Genomic DNA, 22,553 nt, shown 5'->3' with positions numbered 1-22,553 from the left:
GGGCGGGCGAAGTCGCTGGTCAGTGGTGACTTTGCTCCTGGTCGTGAACGTGGTTGGTGAACTTCTCGCGAGGCTGTGCAATGGTGGACCGGACCGAGGGGATGCAACGGCCCGCCTATCGGCTCTAGTCGATGCGCGGGCCGTTGTGCGAGAAAAGTCCGCATGCGCAGAACTCTGCTCGCTGTTCTCCTGGCGGCTGCCGCGGTCGTGGCGGCGCCCGTCAACGGAACGGCGCAACCGACCGCAACCTCGGACCGAGAGCCCGGCAACGGGCCTGAGCGCAATGAGATCGCCACCCTGGACAGCGCTTTCCAGGCGCAGTCCGTGCCGGCGCAGGGGGAGAACCAGGCCGACAGGCACCAGGGTTACCCGCGCAGGACGAAGTTGCGGGCTTACCCGGAGAACGCGGCCGACAAGTCCATCAAGCTCGGTCTGGCGCCGTACCACTCGCTGGCGCCGAAGCTGAACGCGTTGCAGCAGAAGAGCAACAGGATCTCCGTCGAGGTCGTCGGTCAGTCCACGCTCGGCCGGGACCTGTACCTGGTCACGCTGACCGCGCCGGAGAGCCCAATCCAGACCCGGCTCCAGGAACGGTTCCGCGCCACCATCGAGGAGGGGCGCACCGTCCCGCAGAGCCTGTACAAGGCGCCGATCTGGATCAACAACAACATCCACGGCGACGAGTGGGAGGGCACGGACGGCGCGTTGCGCGTCATCGAGCACCTCGCCACGAGCAACGACAAGGCCACGAGGAACCTGTTGCAGCGCAGCAGGGTCTACTTCAACCTCACGGCGAACCCGGACGGGCGCGTCGCCGGCACGCGGGCGAACAACGCGGGGTTCGACCTCAACCGCGACTTCGTCACGAGCTCGCAGCCCGAGAACCGGGCCATGCAGGACATCGTCGAACGCACCCAGCCGTTGATGATGTTGGACGAGCACGGTTACGTGACCAACACGCTGATCGAGCCGACCACGCCGCCGCACGGGCAGAACTACGACTTCGACCTGTACATCAAGCACGGTTATGAGAACGGCCTGCGGATGGAGAAGGCCGTGCAGGCGCTCGGGCACCCCGAGGCGGCGAAGCCGGAGATCCCGTTCCGCGACTACCCCGTCGGCGAGTGGGACGGCTGGGCGCCGATCTACACCGCGCAGTACTCGATGTACCACGGGGCCGTCTCGTACACGATCGAGATCCCCATGCGGGTCAACCGGTCCGACTACGACGCCCTGCCCGCGGCGGAGCTGCAGCGGCGTTCGAAGATCAACACGGACGTCGTCGAGGCCACCATCAAGACCACGCTCGACTACGTGGACGACAACCGCAGGAGCCTGATCGCGAACCAGACGGAGATGTTCCGCCGCGGTGCCAACGGGGAGAGGCAGCGGGCCATCCCCGACGGCTTCGTGCCCGGCTTCGGGCCGGAGGACCGCTTCAGCACGGAGTTCCCGCGCGCCTACGTGATCACGAACGACAGGTCCGCGCCCGCCGCGGCACGGCTCGTCGACCAGCTCGTCCGGCACGACGTGCGGGTCGAACGGGCGGAGCGGCCGTTCACGCTGGGCGGCAAGCGCTATCCGGCCGGGTCGTACGTCGTGGACATGCACCAGCCCAAGCGCGGCCTCGCGAACGTGATGCTGGAGCAGGGCAGCGACATCTCCGACAAGGCGCCGGTCATGTACGACATCTCCGGCTGGAGCCACCGCCTGCTGTGGGGTGCGTCGGTCGACGTCCACAAGAGCGGCCAGTTCCGGTTCGACGGCAAGCCCGTCACCGCCGCCGCACCGACCGGTGACGTCGACGCCGCGCCGGGCACCGACCTCGCGCTCGTGCTGACCGACCAGAAGGACGTCAGCGCGGTCAACGACCTGCTCGGCCGCGGTCTCGAGCTGCGCCGCCAGGACGACGGCACGATCGTCGTCCCGGCCAGGGAGAGGGCCGCAGCCAAGGAGGTCGCCGACCGCTACGGCGTGCGCTTCACCAGCGCCAAGCCGGGCGGCCAAGCGTTGCAGCGCAAGGTGATCGCGGCCGCCGTCTCCGCCGACGAGTTGCAGGTGCTGCGCGAGTCCGGGTTCGACGTCCGCACGATCTCCACGGCCGTGCTGAACGCGGGCTTCGACTGGTCGCGGATCGACGCGCTGTACGTGGGCGCGGGCCTCAACCACGGCCAGCTCAACGCCGCCGCGAAGGCGTCGCTCGACGAGTTCCTCAAGCGCGGCGGAGTGGTCACGCGCGGAGCGACAGGCAGCAGGTTCAACACCGACGCCAAGCTCCTGCAGGCCACCCCGGTCGCCGGCTGGGAGGACGCCAACGGCGTGGTGAACGTCGTCAACGGCACCGGCCCGGTCGGTACGGGAGCGCTGCCGCACTCGTTCGTCTACGCACCGCAGTGGTTCACGAACCTCGGCGCGGGCGTGACGGTCGAACAGCGCTACGGCAGCACGGTGATCGCAGCAGGCCACTGGCACGCACGAGACAACGGCACGGGCGGTCAGGACGCGGCTGCGGGCCAGGCAGCGGTCGTCTCCGGAACGGCGGCCAACGGCACGCGAGTCGTCCTCTTCGGCACAGAGCCGATGTTCCGCAACCACCCGAAGGGCCTGTACGCGCAGGTCGCGCGGGCGCTCTTCTGGGCGGGCACGCGATAGGGGAAAGGCGGGGATCGGGAGGCCCCGACAGCCTTCCCGGTCCCCGCCTGCAGTACCCCACACCAGGGTTCCCGCTTCGCGACTTACGAAACCCCCGGCGGCAGGAATCCGTGCGCCGACAGGTCGAACCAGTTGCCCTCGGGATCGATCGCCCGGTACTCCGCGAACGGCCGGTCGCCGCCCCGCAGAGCAGGCTTGGGTTCCAGCGTCTCCAGGTACGGCGCCACGTCGTCGACCTGGAACCCGAAGTGGTTGAAGCCGGTCGGCACGTCCCCGTCGAGCCGCTGCTGGATCAACGCCAGGTTGAAGTACCCGTCGGTGACGAAGTGGCTGCCGTCGGGATCGGTGTGGAACAACGACATCCCGAACCGCGAGGTGTAGAAGTCGGCCATCTCCTTGGCGTCCTGCACGACGAACGCGATGTGCCGCAACCGTGGCCTGCTCATGACCGTCCCTTCGGGATCATGTTGTGGAACGCGGCGATCTCCCACCCGTCCGCGCGCCGCACGACGACGGCCTGCGCGTGGGTGGTGATGCCCGCCGGCGCGATGGACGACGTGACGTGCACGACCGACACGACGTCGGTCAACGGCCTGACCAGGCTGATCTCGGCGGTCAGCTCGGTGTCGCGGTAAGGCCCCGCGAAGAGCTGCGAGTGCCCGAGCGCCACGGCCCGCCGCCCGAACAGCTCCTCACCGCGGACCGTCACGAAGTCGACGTCCTCGGCGAAGACGGAGGCGAACGCGTCACCGTCCCCGAGGGCCCAGCCCTTCTCCATGCGTTGCCACAGCGCGTAGATCTCTTCGGTCATGAGTGGTTCGTCCTCAACGGCAGGCGCAGGCACTGGGCGTCCCACGCGGCGAGCGAGTAGTAGAGGCCGCCATGGCGGCGTTCGAGGTAGCAGACGACGTTCACGGGCCATCCGCTGTTGCGGAACATGTGCTCGTCCATCGGCGTGGGGCTGTCGCTCAACGGCCGGTCGCGCTCGCACTCGGGCCCGAGCCGGTGCCAATCCGGGTGCAGGTGGATCGAGCCGAGGACGTCCAGCTCACGAGCGTCCGCCGCCCGCGTGATCGTCAGCAGGTCGGCGGGGTCGAGCCACCACGCCCGCACCGGGTTCTCGTACGCCGTGCCGAACCGCGGCACGATCGTCGAGGCGAACTCCTCCCGCGCCGAGGGGTCCGTCAGACGCGCGTTGCGCCCGAACGCCACCTCCGACACGACGGCCTCGGTGCCGGCGGACCGGCCGAGCAGCACCGCGAAACACGGTCTCGGCTCGTCCTCGGTGATGAACGAGTATTCGGCGGACGCGGCCTCCAGAAACGTTTTCACGGCGCGATCCGAAAACAGCACCGCGTCGGTGCGTGCCGGGCGCTCGGCCAATTCCATCACGCAGCCGAACGTATCGAGACCACAACGTCTCACGCGAGATTCCGGAGGGTGTTGGCCCTATTACATTGAGCTATAACATCGGGCGCATGCGTCTGGAAGTGCGGCACCTCGAACTGGTCGTGGCGATCGCGGACTGCGGCAGTCTGCGCAAGGCCGCCGCCCGCCTGCACCTCACCCAGCCCGCGGTGTCGACGCAGCTCAGGCGCATCGAGGACCACCTGGGCGGAGTGCTGTTCCTGCGCGCGGCCGATGGCGTCACGCTCACGCCGACGGGTCAAGACTTCGTGCAGGAAGCCCGGTCGATGCTCACTCAGCTCGTGACTCTCGAACGCGTAACGCGCCGTAACGCGCAAAGTCCCAGCGCTCCCACCAGGCTCGCCGGAATCCCCGCCTATCACTTCGGACTACTGGTGAGTGCGTTAAAAGGCGACGTCACCAGCCGCACCATCAAGGAGACGGGAACGCTCACGGCGTTGCTCACCACCGGCGAGCTGGACATCGCGGTGATGCGCCGATTTCCCGGTGCTCCGCTGTCCTTTCCGCCGAACGTCGGACATCGGCTGCTCACCCGTGAGCCGCTGTTCGTCGCAGTGCCCGAACACCACCCGTGCGCGCGCGAACCCGAGATCGGGCTGGAAGCCCTGGCGAACGACAAGTGGGTCATGCCCGAGCCCGACGACAGCGGCATGAACGCCCACTTCGCCCGTGAGTGCGCGGCAGCGGGGTTCGAGCAACGGATCGCGCACTTCAGCAGCGAGGCGCACGTGGCGCTGACGTTGATCAGGGAGTCCGGCGCGGTGTGCCCGCTCTACCCGGTCGGAGGAACGCCGCCCGGTGTCGCCCGCCTGCCGCTCACCGGCAACCCGCTGGTGCGCGAGGTCGTGCTGGCCTGGCGCACGGACGCGCCGGTCGCGGAGGAGGTCGACGACCTGTGCGAGCAGGTCGCCGCGGGCTATCTGAAGCTGGTCGAGGAGAGCGAGGTCTACGCGCGGTGGTGGCGCGACGGGGGAGAGGCGTTCGCGCTCAGCGCTTAGCCGACACAGCCCCTGGACCGCTCAGTCCTTGGTCCCGCCGCCGTTGTTCGGGCGCACGATGATCACGACGCGGTCGTCCGACGACACGGGCTGGCCACCGGTCTTGTTGACCGTGCCGACCAGCGACGCCGACTCGTTGAGCATCTCCATCGGCCCGAGCAGGCCGAAGCCGTCCTCCGCCATGGCGATCTCGGGCTTGCCCGTGAACGAACCGGCGGCGTTCATCGACAACGACTGGTAGCCGGGCGTCTTGGACGTCGCCACGGACAGCTGGTCCGAGTACGACGAGCAGCCCATGACACCGGGCCGGTCCGGCCACGCCCACGCCGCGTCGCCGAGCTTGCCCGGCGTGACGCGGTAGACGACGTCGCCGCTCGCGGCCCAGTCCGTCACCCAGATCTTCTGCGTGTCCGCCGAGACGCACAGGCCGCCGGGCAGCCGCAGGCCGGAGGACATCACGGCGGTACCGGCCGTGGGGTTGCCCTGGGCGGGCTGGCCGGAGCCGTCGATGCGCAGCACCTTGCCCGCCAGCGAGTTCGGGTCGGCGGCCAGCGCGGGGTTCCCGGCGTCACCGGTCGCGACGAGGATCGCGCCCTTGCGGTCGCTCGCCAGCACACCCCGGTTGCCCGACGGGCCCTTCGGGATGCCGGTGAGGATCGGCTTGGGCGAGTCGCCGGGCGCGATGCGCAGCACCCGGTTGTCCGTCGCGGTCGTCACGTAGACGTAGGCGAGCTGGTCCTCGGCGAACGTCGCCGACAGCGCGAGCCCGGTCAGCCCGCCGTCGGTCGACGCGTCGACCTCCAGCTTGGCGATCACGACCGGGTCGACGTCCTTGGTGACCTTGACCAGGCGCCCGCCGCGTTCGGTCGCGTACGCCGCGACGCCGCCCTGCGCGTCCCCGCCGATCGGGGCGACCCCGGTGACGGTGTCGAGGCACGTGGCCACCACGGCCGGGTGGTAGTCCTTGCAGCCCTGCGGCGGCGGCACGCTCTGCGGCGCCGGGTTGCGGCCCTGGTCACCGGGCGTCGGGCGGTACTCGCCCGGCAGCTCAGGACGCGGACCCGCCTGCGGGGTCAGCTGTGGTTGCGCGCTCCACTGCGTCGGCGCCGGCTCGTCGGGAAAGCTCGCGCAGCCCCCTGCCAGCAGGCAGACGGCGGTCAGCAACGCAACGGAACGAACCACGCCCCCAGGTTAGGTGCGCGACCGTGAACCCGAAGTCAACTTCTACCGGACCTGGCGAAATCGACCGACCTCACCCGGTCGAGCAGCAGGTCGAGCTCGTCGCTGACCACCTCCGGCGCCTCCAGCGGCAGGTAGTGGCTGCACGGGAGCACCCGCAGCCGCGCCTGGGGCAGCGCGCCGACGGGCCCGGACATGCTCTCCGTCGTCGCCAGCACGTCGTCACGACCGGCCAGCAGTGTGACGGGGCACCCGATCGGGCTGAGGTCCTGGCGCGGCGTCTCGCCCAGCGCGAGCGCCAGCGTGAAGTACCAGCGCCAGTCGTGCTGCAGGAACCGGCTCACCGCGTGGGTGACCGCAGCGGGGTCGCTCGACGGCTTGATCACGCCGCTGTGCCGCAGCAGGAACGTCGTCGCGTCCGTCACCGGGAGGTGGTGCAGCACCCTGTCCAGCACCGGACCGGCCTGCTGCAGCAGCTTCGCGCTCGTCAGCCCGACGAACCGGCGCACGTTCCTGGGGACGAGCGGCAACATGGCGTCGAACGAGTCACCCGGCGCGCCCGCGACGAGCAGCAGGCCCGCCACCCGCTGTGGATGACGCAACGCCAGTTCGGCCGCGACCGTGACGCCCATCGACCAGCCCATGACGACGCACCGCTCGATGCCCGCGTCGTCCAGCACGGCGATCGCGTCCGACACGTGGTCGTCGAGCGAGATGTTGCGCTCGTCTACGGGCCGGTCCGACCCCATCGTGCCGCGCATGTACCAGCTGAGCAGGCCCGCGCGGCCGGTCAGCGACGGCCACGACTCGGGCCCGGAGCCCACGCCGGGGCACAGCAGCACCGGTGTCTCCTCGCCTGGCACCTGCCACGTCCGGATCTTCGTGCCGTCCCACGCGATGATGTCGTGCTCCCGCATGCCGAACATTCTGACGTACTTTGCAGGGGTGACGCTCACCGTGCTCGTGCCAGATGATTTCGGAGTTCAAGCCCTGTCCCAGGTGGACGGTGTCCGCCCGGTCCGGTACGTGCCAGGGGAGCCGTTGCCCGCTGACGGCCGGGACGCCGAGGTCCTGATCCCGAGATTCCTCGCCGGCACCGACCCGCGCGAGGTGTTCGCGTCGTTGCCGAACCTCAAGCTCGTGCAGCTGCTCAGCGCCGGTGCCGAGAACTTCATCGGCAAGGTGCCGGACGGTGTGCTGCTCTCCACGTGCCGTGGCGCGCACGGCGGCAGCACCGCGGAGTGGGCGATCGGCGCTCTTCTGGCCATTTACCGAGACTTCCTCGTTTTCGAGCGCGCTCGCGCCGATGGCCGCTGGGACTACCACCTCACGGACACCTTGCAGGACAAGAAGGTCTTGATCGTCGGCGCCGGCGACCTCGGTGAGCAGCTGCGCAAGCGGCTCGAACCGTTCGACGCCACCGCCGTGCTGGTCGGCCGCACGGCCCGTGACGGCGTGCACGGCCAGGACGAGCTGCCGCAGTTGCTGCCGGAGTTCGACGCGGTCGTGATCTTCACGCCCATGACCGAGGAGACCCGCCACCTCGTCGACGCCAAGTTCCTGGCCGCGATGAAGGACGGCGCGATCCTGGTCAACGGGGCCCGCGGCCCGGTCGTGGACACGGACGCATTGCTCGCCGAACTGAATTCCGGGCGACTGCGCGCGGCCCTCGACGTGACCGATCCCGAGCCGCTGCCCGAGAACCATCCACTGTGGACCGCGCCCGGCCTGCTGCTCACCCCGCACGTGGCCGGGTCGTGCACGGGGCACACGCAGCGCGCCTACGCCGTCGCCGCCGCGGAGATCTCCCGGTTCGCCTCGGGTGAGGAGCCCCGCAATCTGGTGCACGGGACGTACTAGCCCATCCGGGTGAAACTGGGCTGCCGTTCGGCTCTCGCGCGCCCGCACGTGGCCCCCTAGCGTGCGGGCGTGGCCACTCACGACAAGGGCTCGACCAGCTCGAGCGCCTTCTCCGACGACTCGTTCTACTCGGGCAGCGGAGGGGGAGTACACCACTTCGACGACGGCACCGCGAGAGTCGGCGGAGACACGGTGCAGGCGTACGACTCGACCACGAAGGCGTTCGACAACACGGGTTACACGCCGCTGGACACGTCCACTGTGGACTCGCGGGACGACGACCTGTTCGAGGACGACCGCAGGAAGTTCGGCTGGACGGCCGGGCCGGACATCGGCCTGCTCGGGCTGCGCGCCGTGCTCGGCGGCATCTTCCTGCTGCACGGCATGCAGAAGGTCTTCGGCATGTTCGGCGGGCCCGGCATCAACGGCTTCGCGCAGTCGCTCGAGAAGATGGGCTACCGCGAGTCTGTCGTCCTCGCCTGGGTCACCGGCATCACCGAACTGGCCGGCGGCGGCCTCCTCGTGCTGGGCCTGTTCACGCCGCTGGCCGCGGCGGGCCTGCTCGCCGTGATGGCCAACGTCATCGCGCTGCAGTACAAGGGTGGCTTCTTCGGCCCCAACGGCGTGGAGCTGGAGCTGGCGCTGGCCGGCATGGCGTTCACGGCGCTGTTCGCCGGACCGGGCCGGGCCGCGCTCGACTACAACCGCAGCTGGTTCCGCCACCCGCTGGCCGCCGGGTTCATCGCGCTGGTCATCGGGGCCGGTGGCGCCGCGGTGACGTACTTCGTCTTCCGGTAAGAACTCACGGATGCGGAAGAACGTGACGGGAGCGGTGCTCCAGCTCGCCCTGCTGGTGATCGGGATCCCGGTCGTCTACCTGCTGGCGTTCCCGTTCGGGCTCACCGCGCGCTCCCTGCTGCCGCCGCTCGGCCTGCTCGCGGGTCTGGTCGTCGCCGGCGTCATGGTCAAGAGGACGGAGCAGCCCGTCAGCGGACCGCTGACGGGCTGGCTCGTGTTCGGTGTGTGTCTGGCGCTCGCCGCGCTGCTCTAGAGGTCCGGGTTGCGGACGGCGCCCGTGGACGCGTCCGTCGCCATCCGCGCGTACGCCCGCAGTGCGGCCGTCACCGGGCGGACCCGGTCCACCGGCTGCCACGGCCGTTCCGACGCCTCCATCTTGGCGCGGCGCTCGGCCAGGACCTCGTCGTCCACCAGCAGCTCGAGGCGCCGCTCGTGGACGTCGATCAGGATCCGGTCGCCGTTCTGGACCAGGCCGATCGTGCCGCCGCCCGCCGCCTCCGGCGAGATGTGGCCGATCGACAGGCCGGACGACCCACCGGAGAACCGGCCGTCCGTGATCAGCGCGCACTTCTTGCCCAGGCCCGAGCCCTTGAGGAACGCCGTCGGGTGCAGCATCTCCTGCATGCCGGGGCCACCGGACGGGCCCTCGTAGCGCACGACCAGGACCTCGCCCGCCTGGATCTCTTTGTTCAGGATCGCCGAGACGGCCTGCTCCTGGGACTCGACGACGCGCGCCGGGCCCTCGAAGTGCCACAGCTCCTCGTCGATGCCCGCGGACTTGATGATCGCGCCGCGTTCGGCCAGGTTGCCGCGCAGCACGTTCAGGCCGCCGTCACGCGTGTAGGCGTGTTCGTCGTCGCGGATGCAGCCACCGGCCGCGTCGGTGTCCAAAGAGGACCAGCGGTTCGACGTCGAGAACGCCTCGGTCGTGCGCACGCCACCGGGGGCGGCGTGGAACAGCTCGATCGCCTCCGGCGACGGGTTCTCGGCGCGGATGTCCCACTTGCCGAGCCACTCCGCCATGGTCGGCGTGTGCACCGACGTGACGTCGTCGTTGAGCAGGCCCGCGCGGTAGAGCTCGCCCAGCAGCGCGGGGATTCCGCCGGCCCGGTGGACGTCCTCCATGTGGTAGTCGGAGTTCGGCGACACCTTCGACAGGCACGGCACGCGGCGCGACAGGTCGTCGATGTCCTGCAGCGTGAAGTCGATCTCGCCCTCCTGCGCGGCGGCGAGGATGTGCAGCACGGTGTTCGTCGAGCCGCCCATGGCCATGTCGAGCGCCATCGCGTTCTCGAACGCCTTGCGGTTCGCGATCGACCGCGGCAGCGCCGACTCGTCGTCCTCGCCGTACCAGCGCTTGCACAGCTCCACGACCACACGGCCGGCTTCGGAGAACAGCTCGCGGCGCGCGGCGTGCGTGGCCAGCGTCGAACCGTTGCCCGGCAGCGAGAGCCCGAGGGCCTCGGTGAGGCAGTTCATGGAGTTCGCGGTGAACATGCCGGAGCAGGAACCGCACGTCGGGCACGCGGAGCGCTCGACCTCGGACAGCCCGTCCTCGCTCACGTTCGGAGACGCGGACGCGGAGATCGCGGTGATCAGGTCGGTCGGCGCGACGGCGACGCCCTCGACGACGACGGCCTTGCCGGCCTCCATCGGCCCGCCGGACACGAACACGACGGGGATGTTGAGGCGCATGGCCGCGTTGAGCATGCCGGGCGTGATCTTGTCGCAGTTCGAGATGCAGACGATCGCGTCGGCCTGGTGCGCGTTGACCATGTACTCGACGGAGTCGGCGATGATCTCGCGGCTGGGCAGCGAGTAGAGCATCCCGCTGTGGCCCATGGCGATGCCGTCGTCGACCGCGATGGTGTGGAACTCGCGTGCGACACCGCCCGCTTCGCGCACCGCCTCGGCCACGATGTCCCCGAGGTCGCGCAGGTGCACGTGGCCCGGCACGAACTGCGTGTAGGAGTTGGCGATCGCGATGATCGGCTTGCCGAAGTCGCTGTCCGTCATGCCGGTCGCGCGCCAGAGGGCGCGGGCTCCGGCGGCGTTGCGACCGTGGGTGGTGGTGCGAGAGCGGAGCTGAGGCACTGCTCCTCCAGATTCAGTTCAAGACAAAAACGCACGGGACGCGGGGGTGAGGCGTCCACCAGTCTGGGAGCGGTGCCTCAAAGGTTACTTGTGCGCAGGCTCGCCGAGACCAGCAGATACGCCAGTGCGAGCGTGATCACGTGCACGACGGTGCACCACAGGCAGATCTTGCCGATGATCAGGAACTCGGCCGCGACCAGGTAGACGACCATCAGCACGCCGACGCCGACCGCCGCGAGACGCACCCACTTCAGCGCCTCGATCCTCCACGCGAACGGGAGGCAGATCACGGTCAGGAAGGCGAAGAAGGCCAGTCCGAGGAACGCGACGGGAACGCCCAGGAGCTCCGACTGCTCGCTCGTGGTCACGGTCTCGCAGTCGATCACCGCGTCCGCCGAGCACAGCAGAGCGTTCGCGTTGAAGTGCGTGTACGTCAGATAAGCCGAGGTCAGCAGGCCTGCGATGGACAGCAGCAGGCTCAGCAGCGGAACCCGTTTGATCACTTCTCCGACTGTACGGACTTCTCCTCCGCCACTTTCGGGGCATCCTCGGTCACGTCTTCCGCGACCTCGGCGGGTTCTTCTTCCTCCGTGATCGTCGGGTCGGGCACGCGCCCACCGCTGACCAATGACAGCGCCGGCAGGTGCATGAACCGCACCGCGGGCAGCGTCACCTCGGACCCGTCCTTCTTGACCGCGCGCAGCCAGCCCTTCTGGACCAGCCGGATCGACTTCACGTCATCCCACTTGAGCGTCGTGGTGCCGAACGCCCCGCGCGCGACGATCTCCTCCTCGGTGACGGTCGTGCGGTTGCGCAGCACCCAGTAGGCGTAGCCGAGCGGCAGGACGTAGAGCGCTTGCAGCCCGGGAGCGACCCACGCCACAGGGGTGACGCAGATGACGATCAAAGCCGCTGCGAGCAGGGCCGTTGCCGGGATGCGAAAGACCAGCTTCTTCACCCGGACGATTGTTCCACGTCCACGATCCGGGAATTCCATCTCGCAGAGTTGACGCACTCTTGCGCGAGGCGATAACGTCCGCTTCATGCAGCGCACGCTCGTTCTCGTACTTCTCAGGCGCGTCGACGCCTGAGCCGAACAGCCTGCGTCGACGCGCGACCCTCGCACGACCCATCTCCGGGTTGTCGAGGGTTTTTTCGTGTCCGGACCCCGATACCCACGAGGCAATGATGACCAGCGCACCATCGCGACAGGCTCCCGAGCCCACGTCGCCACGTCCAGGTCCGCGGCCCAAACCGGCCCCGCCGACGGGCGCACCGATTCGTGTAACCGGTGCTCAGTCCCTCGTGCGCTCGCTTGAGGCGGTCGGCTGCGAAGTGGTCTTCGGCATTCCCGGCGGGACGATCCTTCCCGCGTACGACCCGCTGCTGGACTCCACGAAGGTCCGGCACATCCTCGTCCGCCACGAGCAGGGCGCAGGGCACGCGGCGACCGGATACGCGCAGGCCACCGGCAAGGTCGGGGTCTGCATGGCGACCTCGGGACCGGGTGCGACCAACCTCGTCACCCCGCTCGCGGACGCGAACATGGACTCCGTGCCCGTCGTCGCGATCACCGGCCAGCAGTCGCGGCCGCTGATCGGCACGGACGCCTTCCAGGAGGCGGACATCTGCGGCATCACGATGCCGATCACCAAGCACAACGTCCTCGTGACCGACGCCGCGGAGATCCCGCGGGCGATCGCGGAGGCGTTCCACATCGCGTCGACCGGCCGACCCGGCCCCGTCCTCGTCGACATCCCCAAGGACGTGCTGCAGGAGCAGACCAGCTTCTCGTGGCCGCCCGAGATGCGCCTGCCCGGTTACCGGCCGACGACCCGGCCGCACGGCAAGCAGGTCCGCGAAGCCGCCAAGCTGATCGTCAACGCCCGCAAGCCCGTTCTCTACGTGGGCGGCGGCGTGATCAAGGCGGACGCGCACGCCGAGCTGCTGCGCCTGGCCGAGGACACCGGCATCCCGGTCGTCACGACGCTGATGGCGCGCGGCGCGTTCCCCGACTCGCACGACCAGCACCTGGGCATGCCCGGCATGCACGGCACCGTCGCAGCCGTCGCGGCGATGCAGCGCTCGGACCTGTTGATCGCGCTCGGCGCCCGGTTCGACGACCGCGTGACCGGCCAGCTCAACTCGTTCGCCCCGGACGCGCAGGTCATCCACGCCGACATCGACCCGGCCGAGATCTCCAAGAACCGCCGCGCGGACGTCCCGATCGTGGGCGACTGCAAGGAGATCATCACCGAGCTGATCGAGGCCGTCCGCACCGAGCGCGAGACGGCGAAGGCCGTCGACCTCTCCCCGTGGTGGACGACGCTGAAGTCGCTGCGCGAGACGTTCCCGCTGGGCTACGACTGGCCGGAGGACGGCACGCTGTCGCCGCAGTACGTCATCGAGCGCATCGGTTCGCTGTCGCCTGCCGACACGATCTACACCGCGGGCGTCGGCCAGCACCAGATGTGGGCCGCGCAGTTCGTGAAGTACGAGCACCCGCGCACGTGGATCAACTCCGGCGGCCTCGGCACGATGGGCTTCGCCGTTCCCGCCGCGATGGGCATCAAGGCCGGCGTGCCGGACACCACGGTGTGGGCCATCGACGGCGACGGCTGCTTCCAGATGACCAACCAGGAGCTCGCCACCTGCGCCATCGAGGGCCTCCCGGTGAAGATCGCCGTGATCAACAACGGCAACCTGGGCATGGTCCGCCAGTGGCAGACCCTGTTCTACGGCGAGCGGTACTCCAACACGGATCTGGGGACGCACAAGCACCGCATCCCAGACTTCAAGCTCCTGGCGGAAGCCCTCGGCTGCGTGGGCCTGCGTGCGGAGTCGCGCGAGGAGGTGGACGAGGTGATCCAGAAGGCACTGGAGATCAACGACCGCCCCGTCGTGGTGGACTTCGTCGTCGGCAAGGACGCCCAGGTGTGGCCCATGGTCGCGGCGGGCACCGGCAACTCCGAGATCATGGCCGCCCGCGGTATCCGCCCCCTGTTCGATGAGGACCTGTGATGACCAGGCACACGCTGAGCGTTTTGGTCGAGGACAAGCCCGGTGTGCTCGCACGCGTCGCCGGCCTGTTCTCCCGCCGCGGCTTCAACATCGAGTCGCTCGCGGTCGGCCGCACCGAGTACCCCGACATCTCCCGCATGACCATCGTGGTGTCGGTCGACGAGCTGCCGCTGGAGCAGGTGACCAAGCAGCTCAACAAGCTCATCAACGTCATCAAGATCGTGGAGCTGGAGCCGAGTGCTTCCGTTCAGCGGCAGCTGGTGTTGATTAAGGTTCGTGCGGACGCGACGGTGCGGTCGCAGGTCCTCGAAACCGTTCAGCTCTTCCGCGCGAAGGTCGTCGACGTCTCGCCCGAGGCCGTCACGATCGAGGCAACGGGCACTTCTGAGAAGCTCGACGCCCTGCTGCGCATGCTGGAGCCCTACGGGCTTCGCGAGATCGTCCAGTCCGGCATGGTCGCCATCGGCCGTGGCGCTCGTTCCATCACTGCCACCGCGGTTCGCTAGAAACCAGACAGAAGGAAATACAGTGAGCGTTGAGATCTTCTACGACGACGATGCCGACCTGAGCATCATCCAGGGCCGCAAGGTCGCCGTGATCGGCTACGGCAGCCAGGGCCACGCCCACGCGCTGTCCCTGCGCGACTCGGGCGTCGAGGTCCGCATCGGCCTGCAGGAGGGCTCCAAGTCCCGCGCCAAGGCCGAGGAAGAGGGCCTGGAGGTCGGCACGCCGGCTGAGGTCTCCGCGTGGGCCGACGTGATCATGATCCTCGCGCCGGACACCGCGCAGCGCCACATCTACGCGAACGAGATCGCCGCGAACCTCAACGAGGGCGACGCGATCTTCTTCGGCCACGGCTTCAACATCCGCTACGGCCTCATCACGGTCCCGTCCGGTGTGGACGTCGCCATGGTCGCGCCGAAGGGCCCCGGCCACCTGGTCCGCCGCCAGTTCGTCGACGGCAAGGGCGTGCCTGCCCTGATCGCCGTGGAGCAGGACGCCTCGGGCAACGCCCAGGCCCTCGCCCTGTCCTACGCGAAGGGCATCGGCGGCACGCGCGCCGGCGTCATCAAGACGACGTTCAAGGAAGAGACCGAGACCGACCTCTTCGGCGAGCAGGCCGTCCTCTGCGGTGGCGCCTCCGCGCTGGTGCAGGCGGGCTTCGAGGTGCTGACCGAGGCGGGCTACGCCCCCGAGGTCGCGTACTTCGAGTGCCTGCACGAGCTCAAGCTGATCGTCGACCTCATGTACGAGGGCGGCATCGCCCGCATGCGCTACTCGATCTCCGACACGGCCGAGTTCGGCGACCTGACCCGCGGCCCGCGCGTCGTCACCGCCTCGGTCAAGGAGGAGATGAAGAAGATCCTCACCGAGATCCAGGACGGCACCTTCGCGAACGAGTGGGTGGCCGAGGACGACAACGGCCGCGCGAACTACAAGAAGCTGCAGCAGGAGGGTGAGAACCACCCGATCGAGGTCACCGGCAAGAAGCTCCGCGACATGATGTCGTGGGTCGACCGCCCGATCACCGAGACCGCCTGACCTCCAGGTCCTTCGTGTCGAGGAAGGCCCGCGGAGCGCATGTCACGCCCCGCGGGCCTTCCGCTTTCCGCTCGCTTCCATCCGCTAACTTCAACCGCATGACCGAGAGCGCGCCGATCTACGACGACAAGGCCCACGTGCGCGGCAAGCTGGACCTCCGCAACGCGCAGTGGAAGCGCCCGCCGGAGCCCGAGCCCGAGGACGGCCACGTCGAGATCGCCTTCATCGAGCACACCGACGGCGCCACCTACGTCGCCATGCGCAACTCCAAGCAGCTCGAACCCGTCCTCACCTTCACGATGGCGGAATGGGACGCCTTCGTCCTGGGCGCTAAAGACGGCGAGTTCGACGAGCCGTGGTGACCGCCTCGACGACCTCCTCCACCGGCAGGGTCCCGTCCACGATCACGGCCCCGAGCGCCCGGTAGCGGGCCTCCATCCGCTCGTTGTGCCACAACGAGGCCGCCAACTCCTCAGGATGCTTCCCGAAGGAGTTGGTGGTCCGGCCCGCCAACCGCTCCCGCAGCGTCGCGTCGTCGATCACCAGGCACACCACCAGGTCGAACAGGTCCCGAACCTCGGCCTCGTTCTCGACCCCGCCGAACAGGTACACCTCCCGGCCCCGCGACCGATCGGCCAGCTCCACCACCCGGTCCCGGCTGATCAGCCAGCCGTACCGGTCGAGCCACCCGGCGGGCACCGGGTCCGGAGGGTCGACCACGACCTCCCCGCTGACCCGGTCGATCCAGCGGTTGTAGCCCTCCCAGTCGGTGTCGACCGCCGCTTCACCACGCTCCTTGAGCAGGTCGCAGACCGTCGACTTACCGGCTCCGGAAACCCCCGTCACCCACACCAGTGGCATCGGCGGAGCATCCCACGCGCCTCGCGACGAGTCCGCTGATTTTCGGCGGCGGACACCTCCGCCGGAACCGGCAGCAGCCACGACAAGCCGATCCCGCTGGTACCGGCACCAGCCATCGCAAGGCGACCCCTCCGCTGGAACCGGCGCCAGCCACCGGAAACCGACCCGCGCGGTGCCAACCGGTCAGCCGACAACGCAAGGGCAACCTCGGACGAAACCTGGCGTGGCGATGCGAAGCGAGCCGTCCGAACCTGCTGCCGACTGGGCGGCGGTGCACCCCGCTCATGGCGATTGGGGCTTGACCTTGAGTGGCGGGGTGCTACCCCTTATCGGGCACGGCCGGGCGCTTTTCAGCCCGGCTTTTCCGGCCGTCTCAGCGCCTCGCCGGAGGCTCAAGGTCAAGCCCCAATCGCCAGCCTTTGATTCGTCACGACCCGCGCGCCCGTCCTCGCAAGGCGACCTCTCTTCCGGGAACGCGACCAACCCCGCTGGAACCGCGACAAGCCAACGCAAGCCGACCCGCGCCCCACCCGAGCAGCCCACCCCACCCCAACACCCCACCCCACCCGAGCGGCCACTCCACCCGACCTCGACCCGGTCCCAACCCCTGGGCATCACCCTGACGAGTGAACGCACGCCAGCCCCACCCCAGTCCCATACTGCAAGACGCGGACCGTGACCTGAGCCACCCGGCGGAATGCCCGCGCAAGCCCCCTGTCTATGCTCGTTAACAGTCCGGACACATTGCGGTGCTCCGGTCGGCGCGGGCCAGCCGCCCCCGACCACGCCCGCGCCCCACGATCCGACCCTTCCTGGGAGCGATGTCCGTGAGCAGCAACACGAGCCGACCTGTTGTCCTCATCGCCGAGAAGCTCGCGCCGTCCGTTCTGGACGCTCTCGGCGACGGCGTCGAAGTGCGCCACGTGGACGGCACCGACCGCGCAGCCCTCCTCGAAGCCGTGCAGGACGCGGACGCCCTGCTGGTCCGTTCCGCCACCCAGGTGAACGCCGAGGTCTTCGCGGCCACGCGCAAGCTGAAGGTCGTGGCGCGCGCGGGTGTCGGCCTCGACAACGTCGAGGTCCCGGCCGCCACGCAGAACGGCGTGATGGTCGTCAACGCCCCGACGTCCAACATCGTCAGCGCCGCCGAGCACGCCGTGGCCCTGCTCCTGAGCGTCGCGCGCCAGATCCCGGCCGCGCACGAGACGCTGCAGAACCACGAGTGGAAGCGCTCCAAGTTCAACGGTGTCGAGCTCAACGGCAAGACGGTCGGCGTGGTCGGCCTCGGCAAGATCGGCCAGCTGTTCGCGCAGCGCATCGCCGCGTTCGGCGTCGAGCTCATCGCCTACGACCCGTACGTGTCCGCCGCGCGCGCCGCCCAGCTCGGCATCGAGCTCGTCAGCCTCGAGGAGCTGCTCGAGAAGGCCGACGCGATCTCCATCCACCTGCCGAAGACGCCGGAGACCAAGGGTCTCATCGGTGCGGAGCAGCTGGCGAAGGCCAAGCGCGGCGTCATCATCGTCAACGCCGCCCGCGGTGGCCTCATCGACGAGGAAGCCCTCGCCGAGGCCGTCAAGGAGGGCCAGGTCGGCGGCGCCGGCATCGACGTCTTCTCCACCGAGCCCACGACCGAGAGCCCGCTGTTCAACGTGCCGGGCATCGTCGTCACGCCGCACCTCGGCGCGTCCACGGCCGAGGCGCAGGACCGCGCGGGCACCGACGTCGCGAAGAGCACGATCCTCGCGCTCGCCGGCGAGTTCGTGCCGGACGCCGTCAACGTCCAGGGCGGCGCGGTCGGCGAAGAGGTCCGCCCGTACCTGCCGCTGGTGCAGAAGCTCGGCACCGTCCTGAGCGCCCTGTCGCCCAAGGCCCCGACCAGCGTCACCGTCGAGGTCCGCGGCGAACTGTCCAATGAGGACGTCGCGATCCTGCCGCTCGCCGCGCTGCGCGGGGTGTTCTCGAAGGTCGTCGAGTCGCAGGTGACGTTCGTGAACGCGCCGAGCCTCGCCGCGGACCTGGGCGTGAGCGTCGAGCTCGTCAAGGAGACCGAGAGCCCGAACCACCGCAGCCTCGTCACGGTCAAGTCCGTGCACGCGGACGGCAGCACGTTCAGCGTCTCCGGCACGGTCAGCGGCATCGCGCAGGTCGAGAAGCTGGTGAACATCAACGGCCGCAACTTCGACCTCCGCGCCGAAGGCACCGTGCTGCTGCTGGAGTACCCGGACCGTCCCGGTGTCATGGGCACCGTCGGCACGCTGCTCGGCGAGGCCGGCGTGAACATCGAGGCCGCGCAGATCAGCCAGACCGGCAGCGACGCCGTCATGGTGCTGCGCGTGGACCGCCCGGTCGACACGCAGGTGCTCGACCCGATCGGTGCCGCCGTGGGTGCGCGCACGGTCCGCTCTGTCGACTTCGGATAGTCACGACAAACGGGAAGGGGATGCGCAAAGTCCCCTTCCCGTGTCCATCGCCATTCACAACGAAGTCGTAACAGGCAACTATCCGTAGACAACATTCATACTTTCGGGGCAGTCGCGGAGACACGATCAGCGATTAGCGTCCCCACGAGGTTGACCCGGTGCCGTAGAGGGCTACGGCACTTTTCCACTCGGGTCGAAGCACACACCTCGGTTGGGGCAACGTTGTGAAGAGACGATCGAGTCTGGTGGTGTTCTCTGCCATCACCACACTGCTGATCGCACCTGCCACGGCACAGGCGCAGAGCGAACCGCTCGCGCAGCCGGTCAAGGGTGCACAGGGGCTGGACGCGAAAGCGTTGCACCTCAAGGTTTCTCCCAGGCTGAACACCGCGGGCACGGTCACCGCGTTCGTCGCGCTCGACCGCAAGCCGGCCGTCGACGCGTTCGACGAGAAGAAGAGCCAGGGCAAAGAGGTCGCGAAGCAGGCCGCCAAGCAGGCCAAGAACGACACCGGCGCCACGGCGGACCAGGTCGTCGGCCAGCTCAAGAGCGCTGACACGCAGACCAAGGAGCTCTACCGCACTTCCAACGGCGTCCCCGGCGTCGTCGTGAAGGCCGACGCGCAGAAGGTCCGCGAACTGGCCCAGCGCTCCGACGTCCTCGCGGTCTACCCGGTCGTGCCGAAGAAGCGCCAGAACTCGAACGCCGTCCAGCTCACCAGGACGCTCAACGTCTGGCAGCAGTACGGCAAGCTCGGTGACGACGTCCGCGTCGGCATCATCGACACCGGCGTCGACTACACGCACGCGAACTTCGGCGGTCCCGGCACCGTCGCGGCGTTCGAGGCCGTCGACCCGACCAAGAGCGACCCGAACTTCCCGACCTCGAAGGTCGTCGGCGGGTACGACTTCGTCGGTGAGACCTACGACGGGGAGAGCACCGACCCGGCGATCAACACGCCGAAGCCGGACCCGAACCCCATCGACTGCAACGGCCACGGCTCGCACGTCGCGGGCACCACGGCCGGGTTCGGCGAGAACGCCGACGGCAGCACCTTCAAGGGCGACTACACCAAGCTCGACGCCGAGAAGCTCAACGCGATGAAGATCGGTCCCGGCACCGCGCCGAAGGCCCAGATCTTCGCGCTGAAGGTCTTCGGCTGCGAGGGTTCGACCAACGTCACCTCGCAGGCCCTGGACTGGTCGCTCGACCCCGACGGTGACGGCGACTTCTCCGACCACCTCGACGTGGTCAACCTGTCGCTCGGCTCCGACTACGGCGCCCCGGACGACCCCGACAGCCTGTTCGTCAAGAAGCTGTACCGCGTCGGCGTCATGCCGGTCTTCTCCGCGGGCAACGGCGGCGACCTCTACGACATCGGCGGCTCGCCGGGCAACACGCCCGAGGCGCTGACCGTCGCCTCCACGCGCGACTCCTACGTGCTGCGCGACGGCGCCGAGGTGAAGGGGCAGGGCCTCAAGCCCGGTCAGTACAGCCAGAACTTCACCGGCTACCTGGGGTACGACAAGGAACTGCCGGTCGTGAAGCTGACCCAGGCGGGAAACCTCGACGGCTGCCAGCCGATCACCGACGCGGTCGCGGGCAAGTTCGTCTGGCTGGAGTGGGACGACAACGACGCCACGCGTCGCTGCGGTTCCGGTGCACGGGCCAACAACGTGCAGGCGGCGGGCGGTCAGGGCGTGCTCCTGTCGTCCACTTTGGAGAACTTCGCGGCGGGCATCGCGGGCAACGCGGCCATCCCGATGTTCCAGTTCACCGGCTCGGCCACGGCGGCGGTCCGCCCGGCGCTCGACGCGGGCACGCTGGTCGTCCGCCTCGCGGGTGACCTGCGCACCTCGACGGCGACGTACGACCAGTCCATTTCGGACACCCCGAGCGCGTTCACCAGCCGCGGCACCCGCGGTCAGTCCATCAAGCCGGACGTCGCGGCCCCCGGTGACACGATCTCGTCGACCGCCGTCGGTTCCGGCAACGACCGCCTGGTGATCTCCGGTACGTCGATGGCGTCGCCGCACGTCGCCGGCATCGCCGCCCTGGTCCGCCAGGCGCACCCGGACTGGACGCTGGAAGAGGTCAAGGCCTCGATCATGAACACCGCCGGTGCGGACGTGAAGGAGAACGGCAAGACCTTCGCCCCCAACCGGGTCGGCACCGGCCGCGTGGACGGCAAGGCCGCGATCGACAACCAGGTCCTCGCCTACGTCGAGGAGGACAACGGTTACGTCAGCGCGAACTTCGGCGTCGTCGAGGTCTCGAAGCCGGTCTCCAAGTCCAAGACCATCAAGATCGTCAACAAGTCCACGAAGTCCGTGGAGTACAAGGTCGGCTACACCGCGGCCACGACGATCCCCGGCGTGAGCTACGTGCTCTCGCAGGACAAGGTGAAGCTGAGCCCGCGCGGCATCGCCCGCGTCCAGGTCACGCTGAAGATCACCGACCCGAAGGCGCTGCGCAAGACCGTCGACTCGACGGTCGAGCCGCTCCAGCTCGACACGCCGCGCCAGTTCCTCGCGGACGCCTCCGGTCGCGTGACCCTCACGCCGACCGCCGGCGCCACGGTGCCGCTGCGCCTGTCGGTCTACTCGGCGCCGAAGCCGGTCGCGGACATCGGCACCGCGTCCAGCCTCAAGTTCCGCGGCAACGACAAGCAGGCCGTGCTGAACCTGACCGGCAAGGGCGTCGACCAGGGCACCGGCTCGCAGGCGTACCGCTCGCTGATCAGCGTTCTCGAGCTGCAGGCCCAGTCGCCGAAGCTGCGCGACTGCCGCCGCAACGTCACCGAGAACTGCGCGCTCAACGAGACCGCCAAGGGCGGCGACCTGCGCTACGTCGGCGCGGCCTCCACGGCCCCGCTGGCCAAGGCGCAGGGCAGGCCCGAGGAGGCGCTGCTCGCGTTCGGCGTCGCGACCTGGGGCAACTGGTACAACCTGGGCAAGAACACCATTCCGTTCGTCGACATCGACACCAACGGTGACGGCACCGCGGACTTCGAGGTGTTCGCCACCCGCCTGACCGACACCGACCTGCTGGTCGCGTCCACCGTGGACCTGAAGACGGGCGAGACCGTCGACATCCAGGGCGTGAACGGCCTGTTCGGCGACGTCGACGCGAACGTCCAGGACACCAACGTCGTCGTCCTGCCGGTGCTGCTGAGCGCACTGGGCATCGACGCGACGAAGGACACGGCGCGCCTCTCGTACGTCGTGGGCGTCGGCGGCTACTACGCCGCGCCGGGCAACGCGAACAAGCTGGTCGACGTCATCGACCGCAACCTGTCCTACGACCCGCTCAAGCCGGGTCTGTGGGCGCAGGGCGGCGGCGACGCGGCACTGTCGTACGTCGCGAAGCCGGGCACCGCGCTCGTGGTGAACAAGGACGAGGCCGCTCTCAAGGCCGACAAGTCCGAGGGCCTGCTGGTCCTCAACCACCACAACGCCAACGGTGACCGCGCGTCGGTCGTCACGGTGAAGTCGAACGGCCGCGGCGGCGCCTACTAGGCACCGCCAGGTCGGATGTTTCACGAGAGGCCCGGTTGCCCGTCAGGGGGACCGGGCCTCTCCGTGCGTCACAGCCCGGAACTGCCTGCCGTCACCCCTTGACGCGACCCCCTTCCTACGGTCGAGTGACACTCGAAAGCGGGGAATGGGCCGTGTGGGTGTCCCGCAGTACGGGAGATAAC

Annotated in this window: 20 protein-coding genes; 11 read left to right on the top strand and 9 right to left on the bottom strand. The window is 69.0% G+C overall.

The window, feature by feature from the left end; genetic code table 11:
• The first annotated feature begins 162 nt into the window (after positions 1 to 162).
• Positions 163 to 2,652, top strand: a complete 2,490-nt coding sequence (locus IE307_RS23385) for a M14 family zinc carboxypeptidase (protein ID WP_191301065.1) — start codon at positions 163 to 165, stop codon at positions 2,650 to 2,652.
• An 83-nt stretch (positions 2,653 to 2,735) separates the two neighbouring features.
• Here IE307_RS23385 and IE307_RS23380 read toward each other — a convergent pair whose 3' ends face one another.
• Genes IE307_RS23380 through IE307_RS23370 form a run of 3 tightly spaced genes read right to left on the bottom strand, consistent with a single transcriptional unit; the run spans position 2,736 to position 3,984 of the window.
• A complete protein-coding gene (locus IE307_RS23380) occupies positions 2,736 to 3,098 on the bottom strand; it encodes a VOC family protein (protein WP_191301063.1) in 363 nt (120 codons plus the stop codon).
• The gene (locus tag IE307_RS23375) at positions 3,095 to 3,463 is read right to left on the bottom strand and encodes an SgcJ/EcaC family oxidoreductase (RefSeq protein ID WP_191301061.1); all 369 of its coding nucleotides are present in this window, start codon (positions 3,461 to 3,463) and stop codon (positions 3,095 to 3,097) included. The genes IE307_RS23380 and IE307_RS23375 overlap by 4 nt, the downstream gene beginning before the upstream one ends.
• The gene (locus IE307_RS23370) at positions 3,460 to 3,984 is read right to left on the bottom strand and encodes an MPN domain-containing protein (RefSeq protein WP_191301059.1); all 525 of its coding nucleotides are present in this window, start codon (positions 3,982 to 3,984) and stop codon (positions 3,460 to 3,462) included. The genes IE307_RS23375 and IE307_RS23370 overlap by 4 nt, the downstream gene beginning before the upstream one ends.
• A 146-nt stretch (positions 3,985 to 4,130) precedes the next feature.
• Between IE307_RS23370 and IE307_RS23365 the strand changes: the two genes are divergently transcribed.
• Entirely contained in the window at positions 4,131 to 5,078 is a 948-nt protein-coding gene (locus IE307_RS23365) for a LysR family transcriptional regulator (RefSeq protein WP_191301057.1), read from the top strand.
• A 21-nt stretch (positions 5,079 to 5,099) separates the two neighbouring features.
• Here IE307_RS23365 and IE307_RS23360 read toward each other — a convergent pair whose 3' ends face one another.
• On the bottom strand, positions 5,100 to 6,260 hold the full coding sequence (locus tag IE307_RS23360) for a PQQ-dependent sugar dehydrogenase (protein WP_229905003.1): 1,161 nt from the start codon (positions 6,258 to 6,260) through the stop codon (positions 5,100 to 5,102).
• A 35-nt stretch (positions 6,261 to 6,295) separates the two neighbouring features.
• Positions 6,296 to 7,174 (bottom strand): alpha/beta fold hydrolase, encoded by an 879-nt coding sequence (locus tag IE307_RS23355; protein WP_229905002.1) that lies wholly within the window; start codon positions 7,172 to 7,174, stop codon positions 6,296 to 6,298.
• A 28-nt stretch (positions 7,175 to 7,202) separates the two neighbouring features.
• Between IE307_RS23355 and IE307_RS23350 the strand changes: the two genes are divergently transcribed.
• From IE307_RS23350 to IE307_RS23340, 3 genes are all read left to right on the top strand, one after another.
• Positions 7,203 to 8,117: a 2-hydroxyacid dehydrogenase gene (locus IE307_RS23350; protein WP_229905001.1), complete on the top strand. Its 915-nt coding sequence runs from the start codon at positions 7,203 to 7,205 to the stop codon at positions 8,115 to 8,117.
• 69 nt (positions 8,118 to 8,186) lie between these two features.
• Positions 8,187 to 8,915: a DoxX family protein gene (locus IE307_RS23345; RefSeq protein ID WP_191301051.1), complete on the top strand. Its 729-nt coding sequence runs from the start codon at positions 8,187 to 8,189 to the stop codon at positions 8,913 to 8,915.
• A gap of 10 nt (positions 8,916 to 8,925) precedes the next feature.
• Complete coding sequence (locus IE307_RS23340) at positions 8,926 to 9,168, top strand: hypothetical protein (RefSeq protein ID WP_191301049.1); 243 nt, start codon at positions 8,926 to 8,928, stop codon at positions 9,166 to 9,168.
• Here IE307_RS23340 and ilvD read toward each other — a convergent pair.
• The 3 genes from ilvD to IE307_RS23325 all read right to left on the bottom strand — a co-directional run bounded on the left by ilvD (position 9,165) and on the right by IE307_RS23325 (position 11,967).
• Positions 9,165 to 11,009: a dihydroxy-acid dehydratase gene (ilvD, locus tag IE307_RS23335; protein ID WP_191301047.1), complete on the bottom strand. Its 1,845-nt coding sequence runs from the start codon at positions 11,007 to 11,009 to the stop codon at positions 9,165 to 9,167. The genes IE307_RS23340 and ilvD overlap by 4 nt on opposite strands.
• A gap of 77 nt (positions 11,010 to 11,086) precedes the next feature.
• Positions 11,087 to 11,512: a vitamin K epoxide reductase family protein gene (locus IE307_RS23330; RefSeq protein ID WP_191301045.1), complete on the bottom strand. Its 426-nt coding sequence runs from the start codon at positions 11,510 to 11,512 to the stop codon at positions 11,087 to 11,089.
• Positions 11,509 to 11,967: a PH domain-containing protein gene (locus tag IE307_RS23325; RefSeq protein WP_191301043.1), complete on the bottom strand. Its 459-nt coding sequence runs from the start codon at positions 11,965 to 11,967 to the stop codon at positions 11,509 to 11,511. Before IE307_RS23325 ends, IE307_RS23330 begins: the two co-directional genes overlap by 4 nt.
• 230 nt (positions 11,968 to 12,197) lie before the next feature.
• Here IE307_RS23325 and IE307_RS23320 point away from each other — a divergent pair, with 230 nt between their 5' ends.
• The 4 genes from IE307_RS23320 to IE307_RS23305 all read left to right on the top strand — a co-directional run bounded on the left by IE307_RS23320 (position 12,198) and on the right by IE307_RS23305 (position 15,934).
• A complete protein-coding gene (locus IE307_RS23320) occupies positions 12,198 to 14,030 on the top strand; it encodes an acetolactate synthase large subunit (protein ID WP_191301041.1) in 1,833 nt (610 codons plus the stop codon).
• Positions 14,030 to 14,536 carry an acetolactate synthase small subunit gene (gene ilvN, locus IE307_RS23315; RefSeq protein ID WP_030479767.1) on the top strand — a complete coding sequence of 169 codons (507 nt, stop codon included), beginning with the start codon at positions 14,030 to 14,032 and terminating at the stop codon, positions 14,534 to 14,536. The genes IE307_RS23320 and ilvN overlap by 1 nt, the downstream gene beginning before the upstream one ends.
• A gap of 22 nt (positions 14,537 to 14,558) precedes the next feature.
• Complete coding sequence (gene ilvC, locus IE307_RS23310; RefSeq protein WP_189153880.1) at positions 14,559 to 15,572, top strand: ketol-acid reductoisomerase; 1,014 nt, start codon at positions 14,559 to 14,561, stop codon at positions 15,570 to 15,572.
• A 98-nt stretch (positions 15,573 to 15,670) separates the two neighbouring features.
• Positions 15,671 to 15,934: a DUF397 domain-containing protein gene (locus IE307_RS23305; RefSeq protein WP_090051086.1), complete on the top strand. Its 264-nt coding sequence runs from the start codon at positions 15,671 to 15,673 to the stop codon at positions 15,932 to 15,934.
• On the opposite strand, the gene IE307_RS23300 is transcribed toward IE307_RS23305, so the two are convergent.
• On the bottom strand, positions 15,903 to 16,433 hold the full coding sequence (locus tag IE307_RS23300; protein WP_191301039.1) for an ATP-binding protein: 531 nt from the start codon (positions 16,431 to 16,433) through the stop codon (positions 15,903 to 15,905). The two genes, IE307_RS23305 and IE307_RS23300, sit on opposite strands and share 32 nt — an antisense overlap.
• Before the next feature lie 827 nt (positions 16,434 to 17,260).
• On the opposite strand from IE307_RS23300, the gene serA reads away from it, so the two are divergent.
• Both serA and IE307_RS23290 read left to right on the top strand, forming a co-directional pair.
• The gene (serA, locus tag IE307_RS23295; protein WP_229905000.1) at positions 17,261 to 18,853 is read left to right on the top strand and encodes a phosphoglycerate dehydrogenase; all 1,593 of its coding nucleotides are present in this window, start codon (positions 17,261 to 17,263) and stop codon (positions 18,851 to 18,853) included.
• A gap of 242 nt (positions 18,854 to 19,095) precedes the next feature.
• Entirely contained in the window at positions 19,096 to 22,371 is a 3,276-nt protein-coding gene (locus IE307_RS23290; RefSeq protein ID WP_373306037.1) for a S8 family peptidase, read from the top strand.
• Positions 22,372 to 22,553 lie beyond the last annotated feature (182 nt).

The organism is Lentzea cavernae, assembly GCF_014653695.1.
In the GTDB taxonomy this organism is placed as follows: domain Bacteria; phylum Actinomycetota; class Actinomycetes; order Mycobacteriales; family Pseudonocardiaceae; genus Lentzea; species Lentzea cavernae.
The sequence above is the reverse complement of the archived record's forward strand: the minus strand, read 5'-3'. Positions and strand labels throughout refer to the sequence as shown.

Bases quoted from the DNA above. Each gene is read 5' to 3' on its own strand.
- IE307_RS23355 (WP_229905002.1), bottom strand. From the start codon at position 7,174: ATGCGGGAGCACGACATCATCGCGTGGGACGGCACGAAGATCCGGACG.
- IE307_RS23365 (WP_191301057.1), top strand. From the start codon at position 4,131: ATGCGTCTGGAAGTGCGGCACCTCGAACTGGTCGTGGCGATCGCGGAC.
- IE307_RS23305 (WP_090051086.1), top strand. From the start codon at position 15,671: ATGACCGAGAGCGCGCCGATCTACGACGACAAGGCCCACGTGCGCGGC.
- IE307_RS23375 (WP_191301061.1), bottom strand. From the start codon at position 3,463: ATGACCGAAGAGATCTACGCGCTGTGGCAACGCATGGAGAAGGGCTGG.
- IE307_RS23320 (WP_191301041.1), top strand. From the start codon at position 12,198: ATGACCAGCGCACCATCGCGACAGGCTCCCGAGCCCACGTCGCCACGT.
- IE307_RS23385 (WP_191301065.1), top strand. From the start codon at position 163: ATGCGCAGAACTCTGCTCGCTGTTCTCCTGGCGGCTGCCGCGGTCGTG.
- IE307_RS23300 (WP_191301039.1), bottom strand. From the start codon at position 16,433: ATGCCACTGGTGTGGGTGACGGGGGTTTCCGGAGCCGGTAAGTCGACG.
- IE307_RS23340 (WP_191301049.1), top strand. From the start codon at position 8,926: ATGCGGAAGAACGTGACGGGAGCGGTGCTCCAGCTCGCCCTGCTGGTG.
- IE307_RS23380 (WP_191301063.1), bottom strand. From the start codon at position 3,098: ATGAGCAGGCCACGGTTGCGGCACATCGCGTTCGTCGTGCAGGACGCC.
- ilvN (WP_030479767.1), top strand. From the start codon at position 14,030: ATGACCAGGCACACGCTGAGCGTTTTGGTCGAGGACAAGCCCGGTGTG.